This is a genomic window from Rhodopseudomonas sp. BR0M22 (assembly GCF_010907035.1).
Taxonomy (GTDB): Bacteria; Pseudomonadota; Alphaproteobacteria; order Rhizobiales; family Xanthobacteraceae; genus Rhodopseudomonas.
Genome location: NZ_QUMK01000012.1, coordinates 26,321 through 47,968, shown reverse-complemented (window position 1 = coordinate 47,968; position 21,648 = coordinate 26,321). Strand labels below are relative to the sequence as shown.

The 21,648-nt window shown below is 63.6% G+C and carries 23 protein-coding genes; 2 read left to right on the top strand and 21 right to left on the bottom strand.

Going from position 1 to position 21,648, the window contains the following annotated elements; translation table 11 throughout:
• Window positions 1–50 precede the first annotated feature (50 nt).
• The 15 genes from nifD to DY468_RS05680 all read right to left on the bottom strand — a co-directional run bounded on the left by nifD (window position 51) and on the right by DY468_RS05680 (window position 12,177).
• Entirely contained in the window at window positions 51–1,514 is a 1,464-nt protein-coding gene (gene nifD / locus DY468_RS05750) for a nitrogenase molybdenum-iron protein alpha chain (protein WP_164603243.1), read from the bottom strand.
• Between the two features lie 70 nt (window positions 1,515–1,584).
• Window positions 1,585–2,481: a nitrogenase iron protein gene (gene nifH / locus DY468_RS05745; protein ID WP_164603241.1), complete on the bottom strand. Its 897-nt coding sequence runs from the start codon at window positions 2,479–2,481 to the stop codon at window positions 1,585–1,587.
• Between the two features lie 732 nt (window positions 2,482–3,213).
• Entirely contained in the window at window positions 3,214–4,116 is a 903-nt protein-coding gene (locus DY468_RS05740) for an SIR2 family protein (RefSeq protein WP_164603240.1), read from the bottom strand.
• A 15-nt stretch (window positions 4,117–4,131) separates the two neighbouring features.
• Entirely contained in the window at window positions 4,132–4,410 is a 279-nt protein-coding gene (locus tag DY468_RS05735; protein ID WP_164603238.1) for a DUF6129 family protein, read from the bottom strand.
• A gap of 2 nt (window positions 4,411–4,412) precedes the next feature.
• Window positions 4,413–4,613: a putative nitrogen fixation protein NifT gene (nifT, locus tag DY468_RS05730; RefSeq protein ID WP_164603236.1), complete on the bottom strand. Its 201-nt coding sequence runs from the start codon at window positions 4,611–4,613 to the stop codon at window positions 4,413–4,415.
• Between the two features lie 37 nt (window positions 4,614–4,650).
• Window positions 4,651–4,884, bottom strand: a complete 234-nt coding sequence (locus DY468_RS05725) for a nitrogen fixation protein NifZ (RefSeq protein WP_164603234.1) — start codon at window positions 4,882–4,884, stop codon at window positions 4,651–4,653.
• Window positions 4,884–5,183, bottom strand: a complete 300-nt coding sequence (locus DY468_RS05720) for a nitrogen fixation protein NifZ (protein WP_164603232.1) — start codon at window positions 5,181–5,183, stop codon at window positions 4,884–4,886. Before DY468_RS05720 ends, DY468_RS05725 begins: the two co-directional genes overlap by 1 nt.
• Complete coding sequence (locus tag DY468_RS05715) at window positions 5,180–5,965, bottom strand: 4Fe4S-binding leucine-rich repeat protein (RefSeq protein WP_164603230.1); 786 nt, start codon at window positions 5,963–5,965, stop codon at window positions 5,180–5,182. The genes DY468_RS05720 and DY468_RS05715 overlap by 4 nt, the downstream gene beginning before the upstream one ends.
• On the bottom strand, window positions 5,955–6,494 hold the full coding sequence (locus tag DY468_RS05710) for a tetratricopeptide repeat protein (protein ID WP_164603228.1): 540 nt from the start codon (window positions 6,492–6,494) through the stop codon (window positions 5,955–5,957). Before DY468_RS05710 ends, DY468_RS05715 begins: the two co-directional genes overlap by 11 nt.
• Before the next feature lie 3 nt (window positions 6,495–6,497).
• Window positions 6,498–6,854, bottom strand: a complete 357-nt coding sequence (locus tag DY468_RS05705) for a HesB/IscA family protein (protein ID WP_164603226.1) — start codon at window positions 6,852–6,854, stop codon at window positions 6,498–6,500.
• Window positions 6,855–6,864: 10 nt separating this feature from the next.
• On the bottom strand, window positions 6,865–7,086 hold the full coding sequence (locus DY468_RS05700; protein ID WP_164603224.1) for a 4Fe-4S binding protein: 222 nt from the start codon (window positions 7,084–7,086) through the stop codon (window positions 6,865–6,867).
• Between the two features lie 24 nt (window positions 7,087–7,110).
• Window positions 7,111–8,667 (bottom strand): nitrogenase cofactor biosynthesis protein NifB, encoded by a 1,557-nt coding sequence (gene nifB, locus DY468_RS05695; protein WP_164603222.1) that lies wholly within the window; start codon window positions 8,665–8,667, stop codon window positions 7,111–7,113.
• 158 nt (window positions 8,668–8,825) lie between these two features.
• On the bottom strand, window positions 8,826–9,020 hold the full coding sequence (locus DY468_RS05690; protein WP_011160163.1) for a 4Fe-4S binding protein: 195 nt from the start codon (window positions 9,018–9,020) through the stop codon (window positions 8,826–8,828).
• 270 nt (window positions 9,021–9,290) lie between these two features.
• Window positions 9,291–11,045, bottom strand: coding sequence for a nif-specific transcriptional activator NifA (gene nifA / locus DY468_RS05685; protein WP_164603220.1), 1,755 nt, complete (start codon window positions 11,043–11,045; stop codon window positions 9,291–9,293).
• 310 nt (window positions 11,046–11,355) lie between these two features.
• Complete coding sequence (locus DY468_RS05680; protein ID WP_164603309.1) at window positions 11,356–12,177, bottom strand: SDR family NAD(P)-dependent oxidoreductase; 822 nt, start codon at window positions 12,175–12,177, stop codon at window positions 11,356–11,358.
• A gap of 334 nt (window positions 12,178–12,511) precedes the next feature.
• On the opposite strand from DY468_RS05680, the gene DY468_RS05675 reads away from it, so the two are divergent.
• A complete protein-coding gene (locus DY468_RS05675) occupies window positions 12,512–13,366 on the top strand; it encodes a xanthine dehydrogenase (protein ID WP_164603219.1) in 855 nt (284 codons plus the stop codon).
• Between the two features lie 238 nt (window positions 13,367–13,604).
• On the opposite strand, the gene feoB is transcribed toward DY468_RS05675, so the two are convergent.
• Complete coding sequence (gene feoB / locus DY468_RS05670; RefSeq protein WP_164603217.1) at window positions 13,605–15,485, bottom strand: ferrous iron transporter B; 1,881 nt, start codon at window positions 15,483–15,485, stop codon at window positions 13,605–13,607.
• A 37-nt stretch (window positions 15,486–15,522) separates the two neighbouring features.
• Window positions 15,523–15,813, bottom strand: a complete 291-nt coding sequence (locus DY468_RS05665; protein WP_164603215.1) for a FeoA family protein — start codon at window positions 15,811–15,813, stop codon at window positions 15,523–15,525.
• Between the two features lie 388 nt (window positions 15,814–16,201).
• Here DY468_RS05665 and DY468_RS24600 point away from each other — a divergent pair, with 388 nt between their 5' ends.
• Window positions 16,202–16,363, top strand: a complete 162-nt coding sequence (locus tag DY468_RS24600) for a hypothetical protein (protein WP_205512044.1) — start codon at window positions 16,202–16,204, stop codon at window positions 16,361–16,363.
• Window positions 16,364–16,420: 57 nt separating this feature from the next.
• Here the strand turns inward: DY468_RS24600 and DY468_RS05660 are convergent, their stop codons facing one another.
• The 4 genes from DY468_RS05660 to fba form a co-directional block, all read right to left on the bottom strand.
• Complete coding sequence (locus DY468_RS05660) at window positions 16,421–18,112, bottom strand: methyl-accepting chemotaxis protein (protein ID WP_164603214.1); 1,692 nt, start codon at window positions 18,110–18,112, stop codon at window positions 16,421–16,423.
• 457 nt (window positions 18,113–18,569) lie between these two features.
• The gene (locus tag DY468_RS05655; protein ID WP_164603212.1) at window positions 18,570–18,869 is read right to left on the bottom strand and encodes a hypothetical protein; all 300 of its coding nucleotides are present in this window, start codon (window positions 18,867–18,869) and stop codon (window positions 18,570–18,572) included.
• Window positions 18,870–19,060: 191 nt separating this feature from the next.
• On the bottom strand, window positions 19,061–20,446 hold the full coding sequence (locus DY468_RS05650; protein ID WP_164603210.1) for a ribulose-bisphosphate carboxylase: 1,386 nt from the start codon (window positions 20,444–20,446) through the stop codon (window positions 19,061–19,063).
• A gap of 58 nt (window positions 20,447–20,504) precedes the next feature.
• On the bottom strand, window positions 20,505–21,590 hold the full coding sequence (gene fba, locus DY468_RS05645) for a class II fructose-bisphosphate aldolase (protein WP_164603208.1): 1,086 nt from the start codon (window positions 21,588–21,590) through the stop codon (window positions 20,505–20,507).
• Window positions 21,591–21,648: the final 58 nt, after the last annotated feature.

Genomic DNA, 21,648 nt, shown 5'->3' with positions numbered 1-21,648 from the left:
GTTGACGCGGCGCTTCCGGCGGCATGCGCCGGAAGCCCGGATGTGAGGTTTCAGCTCCAGGGTGCCTTGGTCAGCTTCCAGACCGGGGCATTGATCGCGATGTCCATGTCGCGGGCGAAGATGCCGAACCCGTCGTAGCCGTGATACGGGCCGGAATAGTCCCACGAGTGCATCTGGCGGAACGGAACGCCCATCTTCTGGAAGATGTACTTTTCCTTGACGCCGGAGCCGACCAGGTCGGGCCGCACCTTCTCGACGAACTTCTCGAATTCGTAGCCGGTGACGTCGTCATAGATCAGCGTGCCGTCCTTCACGTAATGGGTGGTGCGCTGATAGTCGTCGTTGTGGGCGAATTCGTAACCGGTCCCGACCACTTCCATGCCGAGATCTTCGTAAGCGCCGATAACGTGACGCGGACGCAGACCGCCGACATACAGCATCACCTTCTTGCCTTCGAGGCGCGGACGATACTTGGCAATCACCGCTTCCATCTGCGGCTTGTACTTGGCGATGACGCGCTCGGCGCCTTCCTTGATCTTGTCGTCGAACTTCGACGCAATCTCACGCAAGCTCGCCTCGATCTTGGTCGGACCGAAGAAGTTGTACTCCACCCACGGAATCCCGAACTTCTCTTCCATGTGCCGCGTGATGTAGTTCATCGAGCGGTAGCAGTGCAGGATGTTCAGCTTCGCCTTCGGGGTGTTCTCCAGCTCGGCGATGGTGCCGTCGCCGGACCACTGCGCGATCACACGGAGGCCCATCTCCTCGAGCAGGATGCGCGAGGCCCAGGCGTCGCCGCCGATGTTGTAGTCGCCGATGATCGCGACGTCGTAGGGGGTCGACTCGAAGCCGGCGTTCTTTTCGCCAGCCTTGTCGAACACCCAGTCACGGATCACGTCGTTGGCGATGTGGTGACCGAGCGACTGCGACACGCCGCGGAAGCCTTCGCAGCGGACTGGGATGATCGGCTTGCCGTCATACTGCTTCGACTTGGCCTTGGAAACCGCCTCGATGTCGTCGCCGATCAGACCGATCGGGCATTCCGACTGAACCGAGATGCCCTTGGAGAGCGGGAACAGCTCCTGAATCTCGTCGATGATTTTACCGAGCTTCTTGTCGCCGCCGAAAACGATGTCCTTCTCCTGGAAGTCGGAGGTGAACTGCATCGTGCCGAAGGTGTCGACGCCGGTGGTGCCTTTGTAATAGTTGCGGCGCGAGCCCCACGAATACTGGCCGCAGCCGACCGGGCCGTGGCTGATGTGGACCATGTCCTTGATCGGGCCCCACACCACGCCCTTCGAGCCGGCGTAGGCGCAACCGCGGATCGTCATCACGCCCGGGATCGACTTGATGTTGGACTTGACCGAACACTCCGCCTTCTCGGCGTCGTAGGTGTTGAGATGCTTGGCGCGGCGCTTGGCCGACTTGTCCGGATAGGCCTCCAGGACTTCGCCGATCAGCTTCTTGTTACGTTCCTTGATGTCCGCGGGGGATTCTGCGACTGCGGTGCTCATCGAATGTTCCTCGTGTCTGGGGCCGCCGGGATGGCGGCCGGTCGCGCTGGGCGACCGGCCTGGCGATGGATCAGGCGGACGCGGCAGCCGCCTTGGCGGCTTCCTTGGCGGCGAGCTCGGCGAGCTGCTGCTCCTCGGTCTTCATGATGCCGAAGTCGAGCAGCATCTCTTCCAGCTCTTCCATGGTGATCGGGGTCGGGATGGTGCCGTTGCCGCAGTTGGCGTGAACCTTGTTGGCCAGGGCGCGATATTCCTTGGCCTGCTGGCTGTCGGGCGCGTACTGGATCACGGTCTGGCGGCGCAGCTCGGCGTGCTGCACGATGTTGTCGCGCGGCACGAAGTGGATCAGCTTCGAGTTGAGCTTCTTGGCCAGCGCTTCGGCGAGGTCGAGTTCGCGGTCGGTCTGGCGCTCGTTGCAGATCAGGCCGCCGAGGCGGACGCCGCCCGACGAGGCGTACTTCAGAATGCCCTTGGAGATGTTGTTGGCGGCATACAGCGCCATCATCTCGCCCGACATGACGATGTAGATTTCCTGCGCCTTGTTTTCGCGGATCGGCATCGCGAAGCCGCCGCACACGACGTCGCCGAGCACGTCGTAGGAGACGTAGTCGACGTCCTCATAGGCGCCGTTCTCTTCGAGGAAGTTGATCGCGGTGATGACGCCGCGGCCGGCGCAGCCGACGCCCGGCTCCGGGCCACCGGCTTCGGTGCACTTGATGCCCTTGTAGCCGATCTTCATCACGTCTTCGAGTTCGAGGTCTTCCACCGAGCCGGCTTCAGCGGCGAGGCTGAGCACGGTATCCTGCATCTTGGTGTTGAGGATCAGACGGGTGGAGTCCGCCTTGGGGTCGCAGCCGACGATCAGGATCTTCTGACCCATCTCGACCAGCGCCGCGAGGGTGTTCTGCGAGGTGGTGGACTTGCCGATGCCGCCCTTGCCGTAGAATGCGATTTGCCGAAGTGCCATGTTTTCTCTCCGTTGACCTAATGCCGTTTGATCGATTTGCGCCGAAGCGCAGCCTCATTTCGTTCAGAACCGTCGCACGGCTCAGATGCGGACGTTGCCCTTCGCAATAACTGCTCGGCCAACCATCCCTCGCCTTGCTGATCCCTGTTTTGCAACGACCGTGCCAAGACTCGGCGGAGACGAAAAGTTGTGTGATTTCGCGGAGATGTAGAATGTCCGGGGAGAATGTACGTAGATGTTTAGAATCCGACATCGCCGGTCAGCGGACGACATCGAGCGAGACCGCTGTTAGAAACAAAACAAACTGATACCGGCCCAAGGAGCTACGCGAGACTCTGTCGCAACTCGCGACCACCTCGACTGCGTTATTGCGAATGAAGCGAAGCAATCCAGCGCGGGTGCATGGGGCCGCTGGGTTGCTTGGTCGCGGAGCCCATGCTCAGACGGCGCGAAGCACCGAACCGGATGCTGCCCGTCATAACGGGCAGCGAGATCGCTGGTGATTGAGAACGGAGTGCCTAAATCAGTTCTGTTCTGGCAGAATCGCGACCGCCCTTCGGGGTGCTCACCACAGGCAGAACCTCATGCTGAGGAAGCGCGAAGCGCCGTCTCGAACCATGCGCCGCAGCCGATGCGGCTCCTCATCCTTCGAACCGCCCGGCTTCGCTGGACGAGGACTTTAGACCCCTTGGCAAGGCCCAAATCCGCTTCCATCAACCGACGAAGAAGCACCTACGCCGTCAGCGCCTGGCCTTGTAGCGCATCGGCCAGTTCGGCGACGAACTTGTCCAGCGGCCAATCGATCCGGGTGATGGCCTGTTCGTCGAGGAAACGCTGCTCGTTGCGGGTGGGCGTATCGGGCAACACGGCCCAATGCTGGGCCGACGAGCGCTTCATGATCTGACGGGCGAACACGCGGTCGAGCTGAGTGTCGAACCGGCAGCCGAGGAACAGGAAGTTGCGATCCTTGCGCAGCTCTTGAACCGTGAGCGGGATCGGCGTCTGGATGTCGATCTCGGTGAAGACTTCGACAAAGTCACTGTCCGACACCAGGAAGTTGGCGGCGGGCGAGACCGAGCCGATCGGCTGATACAGCAAGGTCGCCCAATCCCGCGCTTCATCGGGCACCGGTGCATACAGGGGCATCTCGCCCTCGGCAACGATGCCGGGCGCCGGCTCGGCGATTTCGCTGCCGTCGGGGCGGTAGTAATTCACCCAATGGCCGTGATGCTCGCTCTGGCTGACGCCCTGCGCCATTCCCCAGTTCTGACGGCCGGCGAACGCCTTCTGCGGCAGGTCGTCGTACCAGGCATGCACCAGCAGCGGCAACTCCGGCAACGCTGCGAGCATCCGATGCAGTTCGTTCGGCTGCGGCGATGACCGAAACGCCTCGGCCATCATCGTGGTCAGCGTCTTGCGGTGTTTGAAGTTCTCGATGTACTGCGCCGCAGCGGTGAGGTTGTTGCGGGCCTTATGCGGCACCGTGGTCTTCGCGGTCAACCGCGCCACCAACTCGGCTGGCGTGGTCGGCACGCTGCTGGTTTCGCCGAGCGCGACCGAAGCCTCGCCCAAATAGGGAATGATCCGTCCGCGCATCAAGCCTGCGGCGATGTCGTCGACTGCTCGTGCCGGCATGATCCAGTTCCCCTGTCAGAACGTTCGTGCAACCTTGTGATGCACCACCACCAGACCGGTAGCGCACGCCGCATCGGTGGTGATGGTCCAGCAGTGATTGGATCCGTCGACCAGATAGACGCTGAATCGCGGATAGTCGCGGAACGGCTGCTCCGCATCGATGTCGGACGCGTCACATTGCGTCAGCGACAGAGCGGGAAGCTCCTGCCGCACCGCCTTCAGCGCGCCGGTCTCTGCCGCGTCGCCTCCGAGCAGCGTGTCGAGCCGGGCGATATCGTCGGGCGACAGCGCCATGATCAGAGCTTACGGGCTTCGACAGTGATCGGCAGCGGCGTGTCCGCAGCCATCACCGGCAGTTCGAGCTGCCAGCCATTGGCGAGTGTGACTTTGCCGCCCCACAGCGCCGGGTTCTCCATCTCGACGATCGGCTCTTCGAGATCTTTCTTGGCGACGTAGGCCGAGTGTCCGGCGGCGGTCTTGCGGATCATCACTTTCATCGAGGGTGGTCCTTTGCTTGGCCGCCGCGGCGACGGGTCAGAGTGCGGAGATTTCGTCTTCGAGGCAGCCGATCACCCGGTGTTCGGCGAATTCGACCAGATAGACTGGCCGGTTGGTTTCCGTGTGCAGACCGATGCGGACGATCTCGCCGGCATCCCCGCTCTTCACCAGCAGCGCCTCCTCCGGCTGATCCGGAAAGCTGCCGTCGTTGAACAGGTCGATTTCGGCGCGGACGCGCTGGCCCCATTGGTATCGCGGCTCCGGCGTCATCACATCGCCTCCTGCGCTTCTGTCTGAAAGGCTTCGACCGCCACCAGCTCACGGCGCTTCATGCCGACGATGCGGCCCTGCGCCACGAAGTCGACGCCGTAGATGTAGAATTGCTGCAGGAAGGTGCCGATCGAGACGACGTAACCCTCGTCGCCTTTCTTCACCAATACCTCGCCGATTTCCCTGCCGGGAAAGGTGCCGTCGTTGCGGATGTTGAGCCGCGACCGAACCTTCTGGCCGTATTCGAACTCCGGCGGGCCGTCGAGCTCGACGATGTCGCTGTCACGCGCGATGTTCATGGCGAGGGCTCCGTTGCGGGTTTGAGCTGGGCAGGTTCGGTGAAGCCGCTGCGGCTGCGCGCGAGTTCGCACACCAGCGGATCGGGATCGTCGAGCAGCGGCGCCAGTTCGTAAGCATCGACCCGGCTGGCGACTTCGTAGCGAACCCGCCAATCGGCATCGCCGAGCATCGCCAGCAGCCGGCCCGGCGTCATCCGCCTGGCCGCTTCGAGCCTCACTTCGCCGTCCTTATCCATCGCGATCTGCGCGAGCCATTCGGGTCCGATCCGCCGCGCCACTTCGCGGCGCACGCCGGGATCGGGATCGAGCACCAAGAGCGGCAACAGGCCAGGCGAAGCCCGCCGCGCCACGATCTGACGAACGTAATAGTCTTCGTCGCTCGCCATCGGGCGCAGCTCGTCGTCGCTGAGCACCGAGGCGACGCGGATCCGCACCTCGCGATGCGGGTCGCTGCGCAGGCCGAGCAGATAACGCTTCGGCAGCCGCCGCGCCGCGCTCCAGCGCACCGTCTCGTCGGGATCCTGCAGCAGCCTCGGCAGCAGGAACACCGTGGCGTAGCCGGCGGCCACCGCGCGTGTCTCGAAATACGGATGGTCGAGATAAGAATCGGCGAGTGCACGGTTCTGCTGGAAAAATCGCTCCAGCCGCCGCGCATAGCGGTCCTGGACGCAGGCCCTCTTCAACTCGCACAGGCCGGCAGACAGCAGCTCGTGATGCGGACACGACGCGCAATCGACCTCGTTGCCCTGCCAATCGCGGGCTTCGTCAATGTCAGTCGTCATCGTCCTGCCCTATCCGCCGCCACACATCGAGCAGCACAGCGGCACCAACCTTGTCGGTGGGATCGAGCTGCAGCAGCTTCTGGGTCGCGGCATGGCCCTCGTCGAGATCGCCGAGCCGCATCCGCAAATAGGCGTAGGCCTTCAGCGTGAACAGATAGAACCGCGGCAGCACTGCCGAATAGCTGGAAAACTCGGCGTCGCCACGCCGCACCTTGCGCCAGTCGGAAGCGAGGCCGTTGTCGCGCGCGGCCTTGTGCAGGCAGGCCTGCGCCACCTCCAACGCCTCTCCAAGTCGGCCCTTGTAGAAATAGAAGCGATACAATCCGATCAGGACAGCCGCATGGTCGGGCGCCAGGAGATGAGCCTCACGCAAATGCTGTTCGGCGATCGCCTCGCTCTGATAGTCGCGGCCCGCCAATTCGAGATGCCGATGCGCCTCCGTCGGCAGGCCGGCACCGAGCAGCGCTCCGGCCAGCAGCGATTGTTCGGGGCCCGACATCGTCAGTTCACTGTGCATCAGCTTGGGCATGGCTCACAGCTCCCGCAATTGGTGCAGACCGCCGGCCGACTTGGGAGCGCTGTCGCTCGCGCACTGGCAATTCGACGCCTTCGGATCGTGAAACAGGAATCCGCTCGAGGTCGGTGTCTCCATGAAATCGATCACCACGCCTTCGAGCAGCTTCAGGCTCGGCTCCGGCAGGAAAACCTTGTAGTCACCGCGATCGATCACCGCGTCGCCGGTGTGCGGAGCGCCGGCGATGTCGAACTGGGCCGACAGGCCGGAGCAACCGGCGGCGCTGACCACCAGACGGAAGCCGCCGGTGCTGCCTCCGAACCGCAGCATGCGGCGGATGAATTTTTCGGCCGAAGGGGTGAAGCTCATGTCCATCGGATTCGCCTCAAGCTGCCTGATAGCGCGGGACGGTCGGATCGATCACGCAGGTGCCGTCGACCGGGCACACTGCGACGCATTGCGGTTCATCGAAATGACCGACGCACTCGGAACATTTCGACGGGTCGATTACGAACGTGCCGGCCTTTTCGAAGATCGCGACGTTCGGACACTGCGGCTCGCAGGCCGAACATCCGGTGCATTGCGATGCGACGATCTTGTAGGCCATGGCGATTCGTCTTTCCGCTGAACCCTAAGCCTCGGTGAACGCACCCTGCCGGATCGTGGCATCGCCACGGGCGACGTGACGGATCTCCGACTTGCCGACGCGCTCCAGGTACTCCTTGAAGTACGCGATCACCGACTGCTCGATGTATTCGAACGCATAGGTCTCGACCGCTTCGATGCCGGCGCCGGCCAGCGAGTCCTTCGGACACATCCCGATCTTGGCGACCAGCACCGCAGTGCAGTCGTTCAGCGCCTTCAGGATCGGCTCGATGCCGGTCTCGCTGGCGTAGCCGCCTTCGCAATACAGATCGACGCGGCGGTGGCCGACGAACTTGGCCCCGGCAGTCGAGACCTCGTAGATCTGGAACTCGTGGGCGTGGCCGAAATGCTCGTTGATGACGCCGCCGCCCTTGGTGGCGATCGCGACCTGAATCTTGATGGACGCCGTCTCGCCCTCGAGCTTGTCCAGCTCGCGCTGTTTGGCGACCGCGATCGCATCGCGCTCGGCCTCGACTTTGGCCTGGTAGGCCTGCCGCGCGGCGAGGTCGTACTCGACATCCATCGCCATCACCTTTTCGGTGGTGAACTCGGCGCTGCGGTCCTCGCCAAGCAGCCCGACCGCGTCAGCACGGCACTGCCGGCAGTGCCGCATCATGTTCATCTCGCCTTCGCAGGCATCCTGCAGCGCCTTCAGTTCCTGCGCGGTCGGGCCGCGCTGGCCCGACAGACCGAACGCGGTGCCGTGCTCGGCCTCGGAGATCAGCGGCATGATGTTGTGCAGGAAGGCGCCGCGCGACTTCACCGCTTTATTGACCTCGATCAGGTGCTCGTCGTTGATCCCGGGAATCATCACCGAGTTGACCTTCACCAGGATGCCGCGCGCGACCAGCATCTCCAGGCCAAGCAACTGCCGCTCGCTGAGGATCTTCGAGGCTTCGACACCGGTGTAGCGGCGGTGATTGTAGAAGATCCACGGATAGATCTTCGCGCCGACCTCCGGATCGACCATGTTGATGGTGATGGTGACGTGATCGACCTTCATGGCGGCGATCTGCTCGACATAGTCGGGCAGCATCAGGCCGTTGGTCGACAGACACAGCTTGATGTCCGGCGCGGTCTCGGTGACCAGCTCGAAGGTCTTGAAGGTCTTGGCCGGATTGGCGAGCGCGTCGCCGGGGCCGGCGATGCCGAGCACCGTCATCTGCGGGATGGTCGACGCCACCGCGACGACCTTGCGTGCGGCCTGCTCGGGGGTCAGCTTCTCGCTGACCACGCCCGGACGGGATTCGTTGGCACAATCGTATTTGCGATTGCAGTAATTGCACTGGATGTTGCACGCGGGCGCGACCGCGACGTGCATGCGGGCGAAGTGATGATGTGCCTGCTCGCTGTAGCAGGGATGGTTCTTCACCTTCTCCCAGATTTCCGGCGGCAGATCGCTGGGGCCTGCGGCCGAGCCGCAGCCGGTCTTGCCGGCGCCGCCCTTGCTGCTGCATCCCGATTGCGCCGCGCTGTTACGCATCTGTTCGAACGACGTCGTTCCCAGGGCGCTGAAATCATGCAGTTGCAGCAGCTTGCTCATATCCGGGCCTCGTTCGATCGCCGCACGACAGGCGGCTTGTCGGTGGGTGATGGTGCTGCAACCGAGCCGGCGAAGATCGAAGGCGATCCGCGGGCGCGGCGATCCGTTGAAGACGGCGTCCGACGGTCAAGGCGTCGGCCGTCTTGCAAGATCACGCGTCAGGCCGGCACGCAGGTGTTGTCGACCGGGCAGACCGAGACGCACTGCGGCTTGTCGAACTGACCTTCGCACTCGGTGCACTTGGTCGCGTCGATCACATAGGTGCCGCGCTTCATGCTGATCGCGGCGTTCGGGCATTCGAATTCACACGCACCGCAGACGGTGCACTGAGAGGTAACAATCTTGTAGGCCATGGTCGGCTCCTGGTTCGCAGAGGTGCTGCTGACCACCTGTCTTTCAAGCCGCGTGCCAGTTGCCTGATGCTTGATTTTCAACGGTTATTTGACGTCGCACAGGACGTCGCAGGTGTAAGGGGCCCGACACTTGTCGCAAGTCTGACAGGCCGGTGAGGGCACGTAGGTCGTGGCCGAGGGCTCCACATCTCGGCGACGGCGCAAGCAAAAACGGCGCGGCGCGCGACCGCTCAATTGCGTCGCGCGCCGCGCCGATAGCTCGTCGGCAGATCAGAAGTGCTTGAGTTCGATATTGTGCTTCTTCAGCGCATAGCCGATCTGGCGCGGCGTCAGGCCGAGGATCCGAGCGGCCTTCGCCTGCACCCAGCCGGAACGCTCCATCGCGTTGATCAGCCGCTCGCGTTCCGACATCTGCGACTCGTCCGCCGGCAGATCGGGACGGATCGGAGTCGGCGCGACATCGACCGCCGACGAAGCGGGCTCGCGCGGATGCACGATCTCGACCGGCGCCTTGCGCGGCAGCACCTGCAGCGGGATCTCCGGTCGGGGGCGCTCAGGCGCCGGCTCGGCGTGGCCCTTCCACAGAATCGCCGACAGGCACTCGTCCTGGTGACAGGCGAAATCGCTGTCGCGAATTTCCGGCCCCATCGCCAAGGTGGCGGTCCGGCGCACGCAGTTCTCCAGCTCGCGGACGTTGCCGGGGAACGAGCAGGCCTTCAGCAGATCCAGCGCGTGCGGCTCGAACGCCAGCTCGCGCCCGTTCTCCTTGTTGAAGTTCTTCAAGAACTCGGTCGCCAGCAGTGGAATGTCGGTCGGCCGGTCGCGCAGCGGTGGCAGAATCATCGGCACGACGTTGATGCGATAATAGAGGTCGGCCCGGAACTCCTTGCGCGCCACCGCCTCTTCGAGATTGCGGTTGGTGGCAGCGACGATGCGGACATTGACCTTGATGGTCTGGTTGCCGCCGACCCGCTCGAATTCCTGCTCCTGCAGCACGCGCAGCAGCTTGGCCTGGAACGAGGCGGAAATCTCGCCGATCTCGTCGAGGAACAGCGTTCCCTTGTCGGCCAGCTCGAACCGCCCCTTGCGCGACGCGATCGCGCCGGTGAACGCGCCTTTCTCGTGGCCGAACAGTTCGGATTCCAGCACCGACTCCGGTAACGCCGCACAGTTGATCTTGATGAACGGGCCGTTGGCGCGGGACGACAATTCGTGGATCGCCTTGGCGATCAGCTCCTTGCCGGTGCCGGATTCGCCGCGCAGCAGTACCGGCGACTGCGATTTGGCGATGATGCTGACCTTGGCCAGCAGCTTGCGGATCGCCGGGCTCTCGCCGACGATACCATCGACCTTGACCCGCTTGCGCTCGCGCTCCGGCTTCAGCTCGGACAGTTCCTTCTGCAGCCGGTGGCTCTCCGCCATCAGCCGTTCGCGGTCACGGGCAACCACGCGGTGCAGCTTCACGGTCTGGCCGATCAGATTGGCCACCATGGTGAGAAAGCGCACATCGGCGTCCATCCGGAAATGCGAGCGACCGTCGCGAACGCGGTCGATGCTCAGCGTACCAACGACCCGCGAGTCGATCCGGATCGGCACGCCAATGAACGAGACCCGGATTTCTTCCGTGGCGCCGAGCGCCAACGCATCGGCGGCGGTGAACATCGGATGGCTGGAGACGTTGTCGGCGACCAGCGGAACCGAAGTGGCGACGATCTGGTCGATCGCCTTCTGCGGCAGGCGGGCGCGATAGCGGTTATCGCTGCCCTCGTTCCAGCCGACGCCGACGGTAATGTCTGGCACGCTGTCATCGGCCAGCAGCGACACCACACCGTTCCGCATCTGCAGGAACGATTGCAGCAGGTTGACCACGTTGGCGAGGGTGATCTCCAGCCTCGCCGGTGAGGTGAGGATTTTTGAGATCTCGAAAATGCCGGTGAGCGCGATGTCACTCAGCGGTATTGGAGGATGGGTCATCGACGGCGACGGGTACTCGTTTTCGACAAGGCGGATTTCGCGCTGAGCCATAGCTGGTCTCCATCGCCCCCGAGCCTTCCCCCGTCAGATCCGGAGCGTTGCGAGATTGTGGATGAATTCCAACCAGATGTCGTGCTCATCTTGGCTGCATCGCTGCGGAAGTTATGGCTAGCTCTGCTTAGTTCGTTACCACGAGCAAAACCGCTGATAATCAACCGATTACTACTCTACCACCAGCCTGACACCAGAATCGCATTGATGCAGCGCAAAACTGATCGACCAAAAGATCGGCAACAAGCAGGCGGACGGCGCGATTGCCAACCAGTCGCGAACTAATTCCGAACTATTTACCGCACCTCCATCAGACGTGCTGACCGCCATTGATGTGTATTTCTTCGCCAGTGACGTAACTGGCTGCCTCGGAGCACAAGAAGAACATCACTTTGGCGACTTCGTCCGGTGTCCCGATACGTCGCATCGGAATTGTCGGCGCCAGCATCGCTTCAGTCTCGGGAGACAAGATATCGGTCTTGATCTCGCCAGGCGCGATCGCATTCACCCGGATACCGTAGGGCGCATAGTCGTGCGCCATCTCCCGAGTGAGACAGGTCAGTGCCGCCTTCGAGGTGGCGTAGGCGCTGCCTGCGAACGGATGGACCCGCGAACCGACGATCGAGGTGACGTTGACGATCGAACCCTGGCCGGCTCGCAGCTCATCGAACAGCCCCTGCGCCAGCATCACCGGCGCCAGCAGATTGACGTGGAACACGCTCATCCAGGTTGCGACCGGCGTGTTCAGCGACGTCAAACGCTCGCCTTCCGCGCTCTTCGGCGAAATCGCCGCGTTGTTGATCAGGGCGTTGAGCGGCCCACCGCCAAGCTTCTCTTTCAACTCGTCGATGGCCCGGGGCACCGCGCGATGGTCTGCGAGTTCGACCGCGACGTGATTCTCGAGGCCCGTTGCCCACGGGCAGCGGTCGTCGGCGAACGGCTGCCGGGAGCAGGTAATGATCCGCCAGCCGGCGTCGGAGAACAGCTTGCCGGTCGCATGCCCGATGCCACGCGACGCGCCGGTCAGCACCAGCGTTTTCTGCTTGCCGGTGCGCGCCTCGCGCTGGTCATTGTGAAACGGACAGGCGCCGCCAGCGGCCGACGGCATCCCTGCCGGCATGCCGGGTGGCATGTCGGCCGGACGGGCTTGCTGCGGTGTCGATGTCGGTGCGGGGTCGGGACGCTCGGCGTGCAGGGGTTCAGAATGCACGGCACGGTCTCCATCGGTTTCATTGCCAGCGAACTTGCATGAACCGGGCCAAGCGACTTTCGTCGGATTCCGGCCGCCAAACCGACTGTTGTTGCCAAAGGATGTCATCAGAGCGACACCGGCGCAGCATCGCACACGACACAACGTCCGCTTTCCGACATCAAAAGCGATATCAAGATACCACCAACAATCACCAGCAGGTCTGGTCCGGCTCTTGCTTAAGGCTAGTTCAGACACTGAACACAGCGTGGTGATAATGACTCAGCCTCACCAACTCAGCCCCGGCGGCTTCGCGGTCGTGCTCGGGACCAACGAGATCGCCTCGGCCGTTGCCGTTCATCTGCATGGTGCCGGCTGCTGTGTGGTGATGTCCCACGATCCGTTCCCGCCGGTGATCCGCCGCAAGATGGCGTTTCACGACGCTCTGTACGGCGACGAGGTGATGGTCGAGGGTGTACGCGGCACCCGCGTCGACGAAGGCACCGAGATTTTCAAGGCGCTGAGGCGGTCCGACAGCGTGCTGGTGACATGGCTGGCACTACCCGATCTGCTGCCTGTCGGCACGATCGACATTCTGGTCGACGCCCGGATGCAGAAGCATCGCGTCACCCCGGACCTGCGGCGGCTGGCGCGCGTCAGCGTCGGACTCGGCCCGGGGTTTTCGACGTCGGCAAATTGCGATGTCGCGATCGAGACGCGGCCCGGCCGCAGCGGTCTGATCGTCGGTGCGGGCTGGACCGACGCGGCCGACGGCGTCGCCAGCCCGCTCGGCGGCATTGGTGCCGAGCGCTTTCAGTATTCGCAGGCCAGCGGCAAATGGAGAACCGCGGTCGAGATCGGCAGCCGGGTGTTCAGCGGCTTCCCTGTCGGCCACCTGGGCGGCGTTCCGGTGCGCGCGCCCTGTGACGGCGTTCTGCGCGGCGTGGTTCGCGATGGTCAGGACGTGCCGCAGGGCGTCAAGCTGATGGAAGTCGACTCCCGGGGCCGGCAGGCGCAATGGACCGGGATCGACGACCGCGGCCGGGGCATTGCCAAGGCGGTGCTGCGGGCGGTGCAGCCACAGGCGGAGCAGCGGCCCAGCTACGCGATCCAGCCGCTTGCGGCGTTCTGAGACGACGGCGACCGGTCGCTCGCCATCGCGCAGCTGGCATTCCCCCACATCGATTGAAGCGGCCTTCTTGAACAGCCCGGCGAAGCCGGGCGCCTCGAAGGATGATAGGATGCGAGCCTCGCGAGACATCGCTCGAGATCGTGGGCCGAGACGGCACTGCGCGTCTCGTCACCATCAGGCTCTGCTTACTGTGAGCGATCCTGAGCGCAGAATTGGACTGCGCTGATCGACACCGGCATCAGCCGGCGCCGAACGCCACCGCGACATTGTAGGTGATCAGGCTGGCGATGTAGGCGAGCGCGAACATGTAGATGAAGGTGACGCCCATCCAGCCCCAGCTTCCTGTCTCGCGCTTGATCACCGCGAGCGTCGAAGCGCATTGCGGGGCGAACACGAACCAGGCCAACAGCGACAGCGCGGTCGCCAGGCTCCACTTCGAGGCCAGCACCTGGCCGATCTGCTCGGCCGCTTCCTTGCCGCCTTCGATCGCATAGACGGTGCCGAGCGCCGCGACTGCGACTTCGCGCGCCGCCATGCCGGGGATCAACGCCACCCCGATCTGCCAGTTGAAGCCGAGCGGCGCCAGCACCGGCTCTATCGCGTGGCCAATGATCGACGCCAGACTGAAATCGATCGCCGGCTCGGTCGCCCCGGCCGGCGGGCGCGGGAACGAGGCCAGGAACCAGATCAGCACCATCATCGAGAAGATCGTGGTGCCGGCGCGCTGCAGGAACATCGTGGCGCGGATGTAGATCCCGATCCCGACGCTCTTCAGCCGCGGCAGCTTGTAGTCCGGCAGTTCGAGCATGAACGGCGCCGGCTCGTAGTCGCGCCACATGAAGAACTTGACCAGCGCCGACACGGTCAGCGCGCTGACGATGCCCGCGGTGTAGAGGCCGAACATCACCAGCCCCTGCAGATTGATCCAGCCAAACACTTCCTTCGCGGGCACGAAGGCCGAGATGATCAGCGTATAGACCGGGATCCGCGCCGAACAGGTCATCAGCGGCGCGATCAGGATGGTGGTGAGGCGATCGCGTTTGTTGTCGATCACCCGCGTCGCCATGATGCCCGGGATGGCGCAGGCAAAGCTCGACAGCAGCGGAATAAAGGCGCGGCCGTGCAGCCCGGCCCCGCCCATAATGCGGTCCATCAGGAACGCAGCGCGCGCCATGTAGCCGAGATCTTCCAGCAGCAGAATGAACAGGAAGATGATGATGATCTGCGGCAGGAACACAAGGACGCTGCCGACGCCCGAGATCACGCCGTTCTGCAGAAAGCTCTGCAGCAGCCCTTCGGGCATGTTGGCCTGCACGAAAGCGCCGAGCGCTTCGAACGCTCCGGAGATCAGTTCCATGACCGGCTGTGCCCAGGAGAACACGGCCTGGAACATCAGGAACAGGAGCAGGACCAAGATCACCAGGCCCGCCACGGGATGCAGCACCACCCGGTCGACCTGAGCGGTCAGGGTGTGGGGGCGCGCCGGCAGGCTGACGCAATCGGCAATGATGCGATCGGCCTCGCGCTGCAGCGCGCGCAGTTCGCTGGTCGAGAGCGGTCGCCAGTGGTCGCTGGCGGCGGGGGACGTCGCCTGGGCGGCGAATTCATCGGTCCGCTTCAAAAGTTCGGCGGTGCCGCCCTTGCGGACGGCGATCGACGTAACGACCGGAACACCCAGCTGCGCCGACAGCTTCTCGACATCGACAGTGACACCGCGGCGCATCGCGATGTCGTACATGTTGAGCACGAGCATCAGCGGCCGGCCGGTGGCCTTCAATTCAAGCATCAGCCGGAAGGTCAGCCGCAGATTGGTGGAGTCGGCGACACACAGCACCAGATCCGGCACCGGCTCGCCCGATTTGCGGCCGAGCACGACATCGCGGGTGATCTCCTCGTCGGGGCTCCGGCCACGCAACGAATAGGTCCCAGGCAGATCGACCAGGCTGACGACGCGGCCGCCCGGCGTGGTGAACAGGCCGGTCTTGCGTTCGACCGTCACGCCCGGGTAGTTCGCCACCTTTTGGCGACTGCCCGTCAGAGCGTTGAACAGCGAGGTTTTGCCGCTATTGGGCGTTCCAACCAAAGCGAGGTTGAAAGGATGGGATTCGACCGAGCTCATCGCGCAATCGCCAAATCAAGAAACTGCAATCCGCGCGTCACATCAGCACGATGGCCATCGCCTCGCGACGGCGAACCGCGATGGTGATGTTGTCGACTCGAACCGCGATCGGGTCCCGGCCGATGATCCCCTCGTGCAGCACTTCGACCTTGGCCCCCTCGACGAACCCGAGTTCGATCAGGCGGCTCTCCAACTCGACCGGCTGCAGTGACGAGGTTCCGCGATGCGGATCGATCGCCTGAACCACGCCGCGATAGCCCCGTCGCGCGTTCCCCAGCAGGATCGGCTGGTGAAGGCTGTGGCCGTTGTGATGGGGGTTTTGGGTCATTGCTCGTTGTTCCAATCGGGGCCGCTAAGGTCAAGAGATTCGAGCCGGCGCCGTCGGAAGTTTAGAACGATTGTAACAGGCGCTATCAATTCGCATCTAACAAGAAGGCGCCGGAAATTGGTTTGATTTGGCACAAAATCAAGGGCTGCTTCGACCGAATCCAATCTGGAGACGAGAAAGCAATCCGCATGCCCGATCCGAGTGCAACGCCGAGCGCGAGAGGGCGCTGAGATCCGTAAACCATGGAGCATGACCGGAACAGGCGGCACGTCCGCCGTTAAGGCTTTGGCCAACGCCTCGCCCGAAAATCGAAGCAGGATCGGGAAGACCTCCGACCTGCCCACGGCCGTATCACAAGCCGTGATCGCAGCCTCGACCGGAAAGCGCCATGTCCGCCAAAACGACCAAAGCGAAACGACGCAAGCCGGCCGCAGCCGTCGGCGGCTCGTGGTTCACGATGCTGACCCGGAACCTGACCAACATGGCGACCGTCCTCGCCTCGTCGGGCTCCGTGCTGCTCTGCCTGCTGATCGCCAAGCGTTTCGCCTGAGGCGACCACGATCCGGACATCTGCAAGCCCGGCGACAGCGGTGATGCGCGTGACCGGTCAGGCCGCGCGGACCGTTTCGAGGAACCGGGTGACCTCAATTTTCAGCCGGCTCGACTCCTGCGACAGCGACTGCGCGGCGGACAACACCTGCACGGAGGCCGATCCGGTCTCGGTGGCCCCGCGTTGCACGTCCGAAATATTCGCGGACACCTGCTGGGTGCCGTGCGCCGCTTGCTGCACGTTGCGCGAGATCTCCTGAGTTGCTGCGCCCTGCTCTTCGATCGCAGCCGAGATCGCCGCAGAGATCTCCGACATCCGTCCGATGGTGAGACCGATTTCCCGGATCGCCTGGACCGACTCGTTGGTCGCCGACTGGATCCCGGAGATGTGCTGACTGATTTCTCCGGTGGCTTTCGCGGTCTGCTCCGCCAGCGCCTTCACCTCGGCGGCCACGACCGCAAAACCGCGCCCGGCTTCACCGGCTCGCGCCGCCTCGATGGTGGCGTTGAGCGCCAGCAGATTGGTCTGGCCGGCGATGGTGTTGATCAGCTCGACCACATCACCGATCCGATTCGCGGCTTCCGACAAGTCGCCGACGCTGGCGTTGGTCTTGCGCGCCTGATCCACGGCTTCCGAAGCGATGCGCGACGATTCTTGCACCTGCCGGCTGATCTCGGTGATCGATGACGACATTTCTTCGGTCGCGGAAGCCACCGACTGCACGTTGGTGGACGCCTCTTCGGACGCCGCGGCGACCGAGGTCGCCAGTTCCTGCGAGCGGTCGGCGGTCGAAGTCAGCGTGCCGGCCGACGCCTCGAGCTCTGTCGATGCGGACGACACCGTATCGACGATCTCACTGATCGCGGCTTCGAACTTACGGGTGGCGACGTCGACCCGCTGGCCACGCGCGATCTTTTCCTCGGCCTCGCGGGCCGCGGCCAGATCGGCATCGCGCTTGGCCATCAGTGCTTCCTTGAAGATCTGCAGCGAATCCGCCATCGCGCCGATCTCGGTCGCCTCGCCGCGATGCGGCACCTCGGCGGTCAGGTCGCCCTGGCCGAGCGCCTGCATCGGCGCAATGATCGAGGCGATGCCGCGGCTGATGTCGCGGATCACCAGATAGCTCGCGATCGCACCGAACGCGATCGCCAGCACCAGAATCGACACCACGATCATGATCGCCGAGCTGTAGGCGGCCTCGGCCGTGGCAGTGGACTCGTCGGAGCCCTTGTTGTTGAGATCGACGCTCTTCTGCAGGATGGCGTCGACACTGCTGCCAATCGGCCCGAGTGTCTTGGTCAGGTACACGCCGAGCTCCGCGGTCGACTGACCGAGACTCTGCTGCGACATCTCGACCGCCTTCCTGGCTCCATCGAGATAAACGTTGAGTTCCTTGGTGAAGTCGTCGTAGAGCGCCTTCTCTTCAGGCGACGTGATCATCTTACGGTAGGCGTCGAGCTGCTTGTTGATGGTGTCTTCGACGCGAGCGATCCGCTTGGCTGCGGTCGCTTTGCCTTCCGCAGTCACCTCCATGGCATGCGCCCGCAGCGTGACCCGGTACAACGCCAGAGTGGTGCGGATATCACCGAGGACGCGGACGCTCGGCAGCCAGTTCGTGGCAATGTCCACAGTGGAGCCGTTGAGGGTCCGCATCTTGAGCAGGCCGAGACCTCCGATCCCCGACAGGGCCACGAGAAGCAACGCAACAAGCGCGATGATCTTGGTACGAATCGAGAGACTGGCTAGCATTGATCTATACTCGTTCGGCAGCAGCGTGAGGAATCGTGCGCCCATGGCGCACCTACGGTTGGTCTCGAGTCGAATCGTCCGGACGTTGCGGACGATTCTCTGAAGCAGGATGCGTCAGCGACCTTGCAGGGCAGTTAAGCCTCCGCCACGTAAAAATACTGACGACGCGTCATGGGCGCGCGCCCTTCCACGGATCAAGGTCCGTCGTTCTGACTGATCAACCGATTGACCTTGCTAATGATTTCAGTCGGACACGCTTCATCCGCATGGCCGCACGCGACGGGTTCGACTACGGCACACCGCGCATCTGCAACACGACGATTGCGGTATTTTGTTACTATTACATGACATGACAAGTAACCGCAGCAACGACTCGGCTGTCGTCGCCGACCCTGCGAAGAGGTCGAGCTGGCGTCCAGGCGATCCCCAGACCGCCCGTGACGCGCGCCCAGGGATGTCAGTGACGCGGCACGGCAGCAACGCCGCGGAACCGTTCGAACAGCCTATCAAACCAGGACTGATGCAAATGCGGCTCGATGTCGCTCGGCGGCACTTGGCTCGGCTGCGGATGTACCAGATCCAGCGCAATCGTGGCGGCAAGCGCCCGTGGCGGCCTGCCACTCAATAGCTCGCTGCGCCTGCGACCGGCCGCCACTACGGTGATCAAGCGATCGTCCGTCAGTACGAAGACGCAGTCGTAAACGACGCCTTCGACCGCGATTTGAAACGGATAGCTTTGTGAATGAGTGTAGGACATCGAGCGCTCCCGCAGCCACAGTCCGTCACGGCGACAAACTTGCCGCAAGACGGACAGGACGCAAGCACGGCCACGCCGGACAGTTGACTATCAACTAACAACGGCGCCCGAGCCACGGAGCATTACCAGGGCGTTCAAACGCAAACGGCCTGCGTGCGAGACGCAGGCCGTTGTAATTAGGTATCGAGAACTCAGGCCGCCTGCGGCTTCAGCTTGGCGCGCCAGTTCGGATACAGCTTGTCGGCATCCTGCGGGAAGCTCTCGAACGCGCGGGCGAATTCGCGGTGATCCTTGGCGAATTCGACCGGATCGGCGCCCTGCTTCCAGCACTGCTCGGCCTGCCTCAGCGACTTGGCACCCGCCGCACCGCCGTCGATATGACCGAACGCACCGCCACCCGCCGTCATGATCAGGTTGGAGTGGCCGAGGTTGTCGAAGAAGCCCGGCATCCGCAGCGCGTTCATGCCGCCGGAGATGATCGGGGTGGTCGGGTTGAGGCCGAGCCACTCCTGGTGGAAGTACGGACCATCGGCCGAATCCTCGGTGATCATGTAGGCGATCGCGCGGTCAGCGGCTTCACCTTCCATCTTGCCGAAGCCCATGGTGCCGGTGTGGATGCCCGACGCGCCCTGCAGGCGTGCCATCTTCGACAGCACGAAGGCGGTGTAGCCGCGCTTGGACTGCGGCGAGGTCACAGCGCCATGACCGGCGCGATGGTAGTGCAGGTACTGCTTCGGGAACGCGCGGCGGGCGGTGGTCACCGCAGCCGGGCCGGCGACGTAGCCGTCGACCAGGAACGCGATATGGTCGGCGTTGTCGGCGAAGGTCTCGAGGATGAACTCACCGCGCGCCAGCATCTCGTAGTGATCGTCGGCGGTGATGTTGAACGAGAACAGCTTGGCCTCGCCGGTCTTGTCCTGCGCCCGGCGCATCGCGTCGGCGACCGCCCGCACCGTGTCCTTGAACGGAGCGAACACCTGGTTGCCCTGCGGCTCGTCGTTCTTGATGAAGTCGCCGCCCAGCCAGAAATCGTAGCAGGCATTGGCGAACGGCTGCGGACGCAGGCCGAGCTTCGGCTTGATGATGGTGCCGACGATGAAGCCGCCGTTGACGACGGGGCGGCCAAGCACGCGCCACAGATCCTTGATGGTCGTCGACGGGCCGTCGAACAGCTTCAAGTAAGCCGGCGGCACGTAGAAATCGTACATCTTGGCGTATTCGACGTCGCCCATGCCCTGGTTGTTGCCGATCGTCAGGGTCAGGAACGAGGCGATCATGGCGCGGCCGTCGATCACGTTGCGATCGAACAATTCGATCGGATACGCGATCTTCATCAGGCTGTTGGCCTCGTCGACCTCGTACACCAGCGCGTCGACGCCGCGAGTGAAGTCATCGGTGGTCGAGACTTCGACGTTGGTGCCGGTCGAGGATTCGGCGGCGAAGTGCGCGGCGGTCTGGATGAAATTGCCGAAGCCGGGCTTCGGCTTCATGATGTAGGCGCACAGCACATGCCGTCCGCCCGCGATCAGCTCGCTCTCTTTGAGGTTGAGATTGGCGTAGCGGTTCGACTGGTCCATGGTGATCTCCTGCAATGCGAGGCGCGGCGGCCCGCTGGCCGCCGCGGATCTATTTCAATTACTCGGCCGCACGCGCGACTTGACCGATCTGCGGATCGAGCGCGCCGGCCTTGTAGCGCTTGGCCATTTCCGACATCGGCACGACCTTGATCTTGCCGGCGTTGCCGGCGGTGCCGAACTGCTCGAAGCGCAGCTTGCAGACGTCGCGCATCGCATCCATCGCCGGCTTCAGGAACTTGCGCGGATCGAACTCCGCCTTGTTCTGCGTGGCGACCTTGCGGAACACGCCGGTCATCGCCAGACGGCAGTCGGTGTCGATGTTGACCTTGCGGACGCCGTGCTTGATGCCGCGGACGATTTCCTCGACCGGAACGCCGAAGGTCTGCGGCATCGCGCCGCCGAACTCGTTGAAGATGTCCTGCAGATCCTGCGGCACCGACGACGAGCCGTGCATCACGAGGTGCGTGTTCGGCAGCCGGCGGTGGATCTCTTCGACCACCTTCATGGCCAGCACGTCGCCGTCCGGCTTGCGGCTGAATTTGTAGGCGCCGTGCGAAGTGCCCATCGCGATCGCCAACGCGTCGACCTTGGTGGCGCGCACGAACTCGACCGCCTGGTCCGGATCGGTCAGGAGCTGTTCGCGGCTGACCTTGCCTTCGACGCCGTGGCCGTCTTCCTGCTCGCCGCCGCCGTGCTCCAGCGAGCCGAGCACGCCGAGCTCACCTTCCACCGAGGCGCCGACCCAGTGCGCCATGTCGACGACGCGGCGGGTGATGTCGACGTTGTACTGATAGTCGGCGGCGGTCTTGGCGTCGGCCTTGAGGGAGCCGTCCATCATCACCGAGGTGAAGCCGTAGCGGATCGCGGTCGCGCAGGTGGCCTCGTCGTTGCCGTGATCCTGATGCATGCACAGCGGGATGTCCGGATACATCTCGGCCAGCGCGTCGATCATCTTCGCCAGCATGATGTCGTTGGCATAGGAGCGGGCGCCGCGCGACGCCTGGATGATCACCGGAGCGTCGACCATCGCCGCCGCTTCCATGATCGCGAGTCCCTGCTCCATGTTGTTGATGTTGAACGCGGGCACGCCGTAGCCGTGCTCGGCGGCGTGATCCAACAATTGCCTCAGAGTGATACGCGCCATGATGTCTCCTCAAACTGACTGTGTGACGACAGGGTCGTCGTGATGTTCGAAAATCGGG

Bases quoted from the DNA above. Each gene is read 5' to 3' on its own strand.
- DY468_RS05740 (WP_164603240.1), bottom strand. From the start codon at position 4,116: ATGCCGGCACGAGCAGTCGACGACATCGCCGCAGGCTTGATGCGCGGA.
- DY468_RS05690 (WP_011160163.1), bottom strand. From the start codon at position 9,020: ATGGCCTACAAGATTGTTACCTCTCAGTGCACCGTCTGCGGTGCGTGT.
- feoB (WP_164603217.1), bottom strand. From the start codon at position 15,485: ATGAGCTCGGTCGAATCCCATCCTTTCAACCTCGCTTTGGTTGGAACG.
- DY468_RS05705 (WP_164603226.1), bottom strand. From the start codon at position 6,854: ATGGACATGAGCTTCACCCCTTCGGCCGAAAAATTCATCCGCCGCATG.
- nifB (WP_164603222.1), bottom strand. From the start codon at position 8,667: ATGAGCAAGCTGCTGCAACTGCATGATTTCAGCGCCCTGGGAACGACG.
- DY468_RS05680 (WP_164603309.1), bottom strand. From the start codon at position 12,177: ATGCCACCCGGCATGCCGGCAGGGATGCCGTCGGCCGCTGGCGGCGCC.
- DY468_RS24600 (WP_205512044.1), top strand. From the start codon at position 16,202: ATGTCCGCCAAAACGACCAAAGCGAAACGACGCAAGCCGGCCGCAGCC.
- nifH (WP_164603241.1), bottom strand. From the start codon at position 2,481: ATGGCACTTCGGCAAATCGCATTCTACGGCAAGGGCGGCATCGGCAAG.
- fba (WP_164603208.1), bottom strand. From the start codon at position 21,590: ATGGCGCGTATCACTCTGAGGCAATTGTTGGATCACGCCGCCGAGCAC.
- DY468_RS05710 (WP_164603228.1), bottom strand. From the start codon at position 6,494: ATGCCCAAGCTGATGCACAGTGAACTGACGATGTCGGGCCCCGAACAA.
- DY468_RS05725 (WP_164603234.1), bottom strand. From the start codon at position 4,884: ATGACGCCGGAGCCGCGATACCAATGGGGCCAGCGCGTCCGCGCCGAA.
- DY468_RS05735 (WP_164603238.1), bottom strand. From the start codon at position 4,410: ATGGCGCTGTCGCCCGACGATATCGCCCGGCTCGACACGCTGCTCGGA.
- DY468_RS05720 (WP_164603232.1), bottom strand. From the start codon at position 5,183: ATGAACATCGCGCGTGACAGCGACATCGTCGAGCTCGACGGCCCGCCG.
- nifT (WP_164603236.1), bottom strand. From the start codon at position 4,613: ATGAAAGTGATGATCCGCAAGACCGCCGCCGGACACTCGGCCTACGTC.
- nifD (WP_164603243.1), bottom strand. From the start codon at position 1,514: ATGAGCACCGCAGTCGCAGAATCCCCCGCGGACATCAAGGAACGTAAC.
- DY468_RS05675 (WP_164603219.1), top strand. From the start codon at position 12,512: ATGACTCAGCCTCACCAACTCAGCCCCGGCGGCTTCGCGGTCGTGCTC.
- DY468_RS05665 (WP_164603215.1), bottom strand. From the start codon at position 15,813: ATGACCCAAAACCCCCATCACAACGGCCACAGCCTTCACCAGCCGATC.
- DY468_RS05650 (WP_164603210.1), bottom strand. From the start codon at position 20,446: ATGGACCAGTCGAACCGCTACGCCAATCTCAACCTCAAAGAGAGCGAG.
- DY468_RS05715 (WP_164603230.1), bottom strand. From the start codon at position 5,965: ATGACGACTGACATTGACGAAGCCCGCGATTGGCAGGGCAACGAGGTC.
- nifA (WP_164603220.1), bottom strand. From the start codon at position 11,045: ATGGCTCAGCGCGAAATCCGCCTTGTCGAAAACGAGTACCCGTCGCCG.
- DY468_RS05700 (WP_164603224.1), bottom strand. From the start codon at position 7,086: ATGGCCTACAAGATCGTCGCATCGCAATGCACCGGATGTTCGGCCTGC.
- DY468_RS05655 (WP_164603212.1), bottom strand. From the start codon at position 18,869: ATGTCCTACACTCATTCACAAAGCTATCCGTTTCAAATCGCGGTCGAA.
- DY468_RS05660 (WP_164603214.1), bottom strand. From the start codon at position 18,112: ATGCTAGCCAGTCTCTCGATTCGTACCAAGATCATCGCGCTTGTTGCG.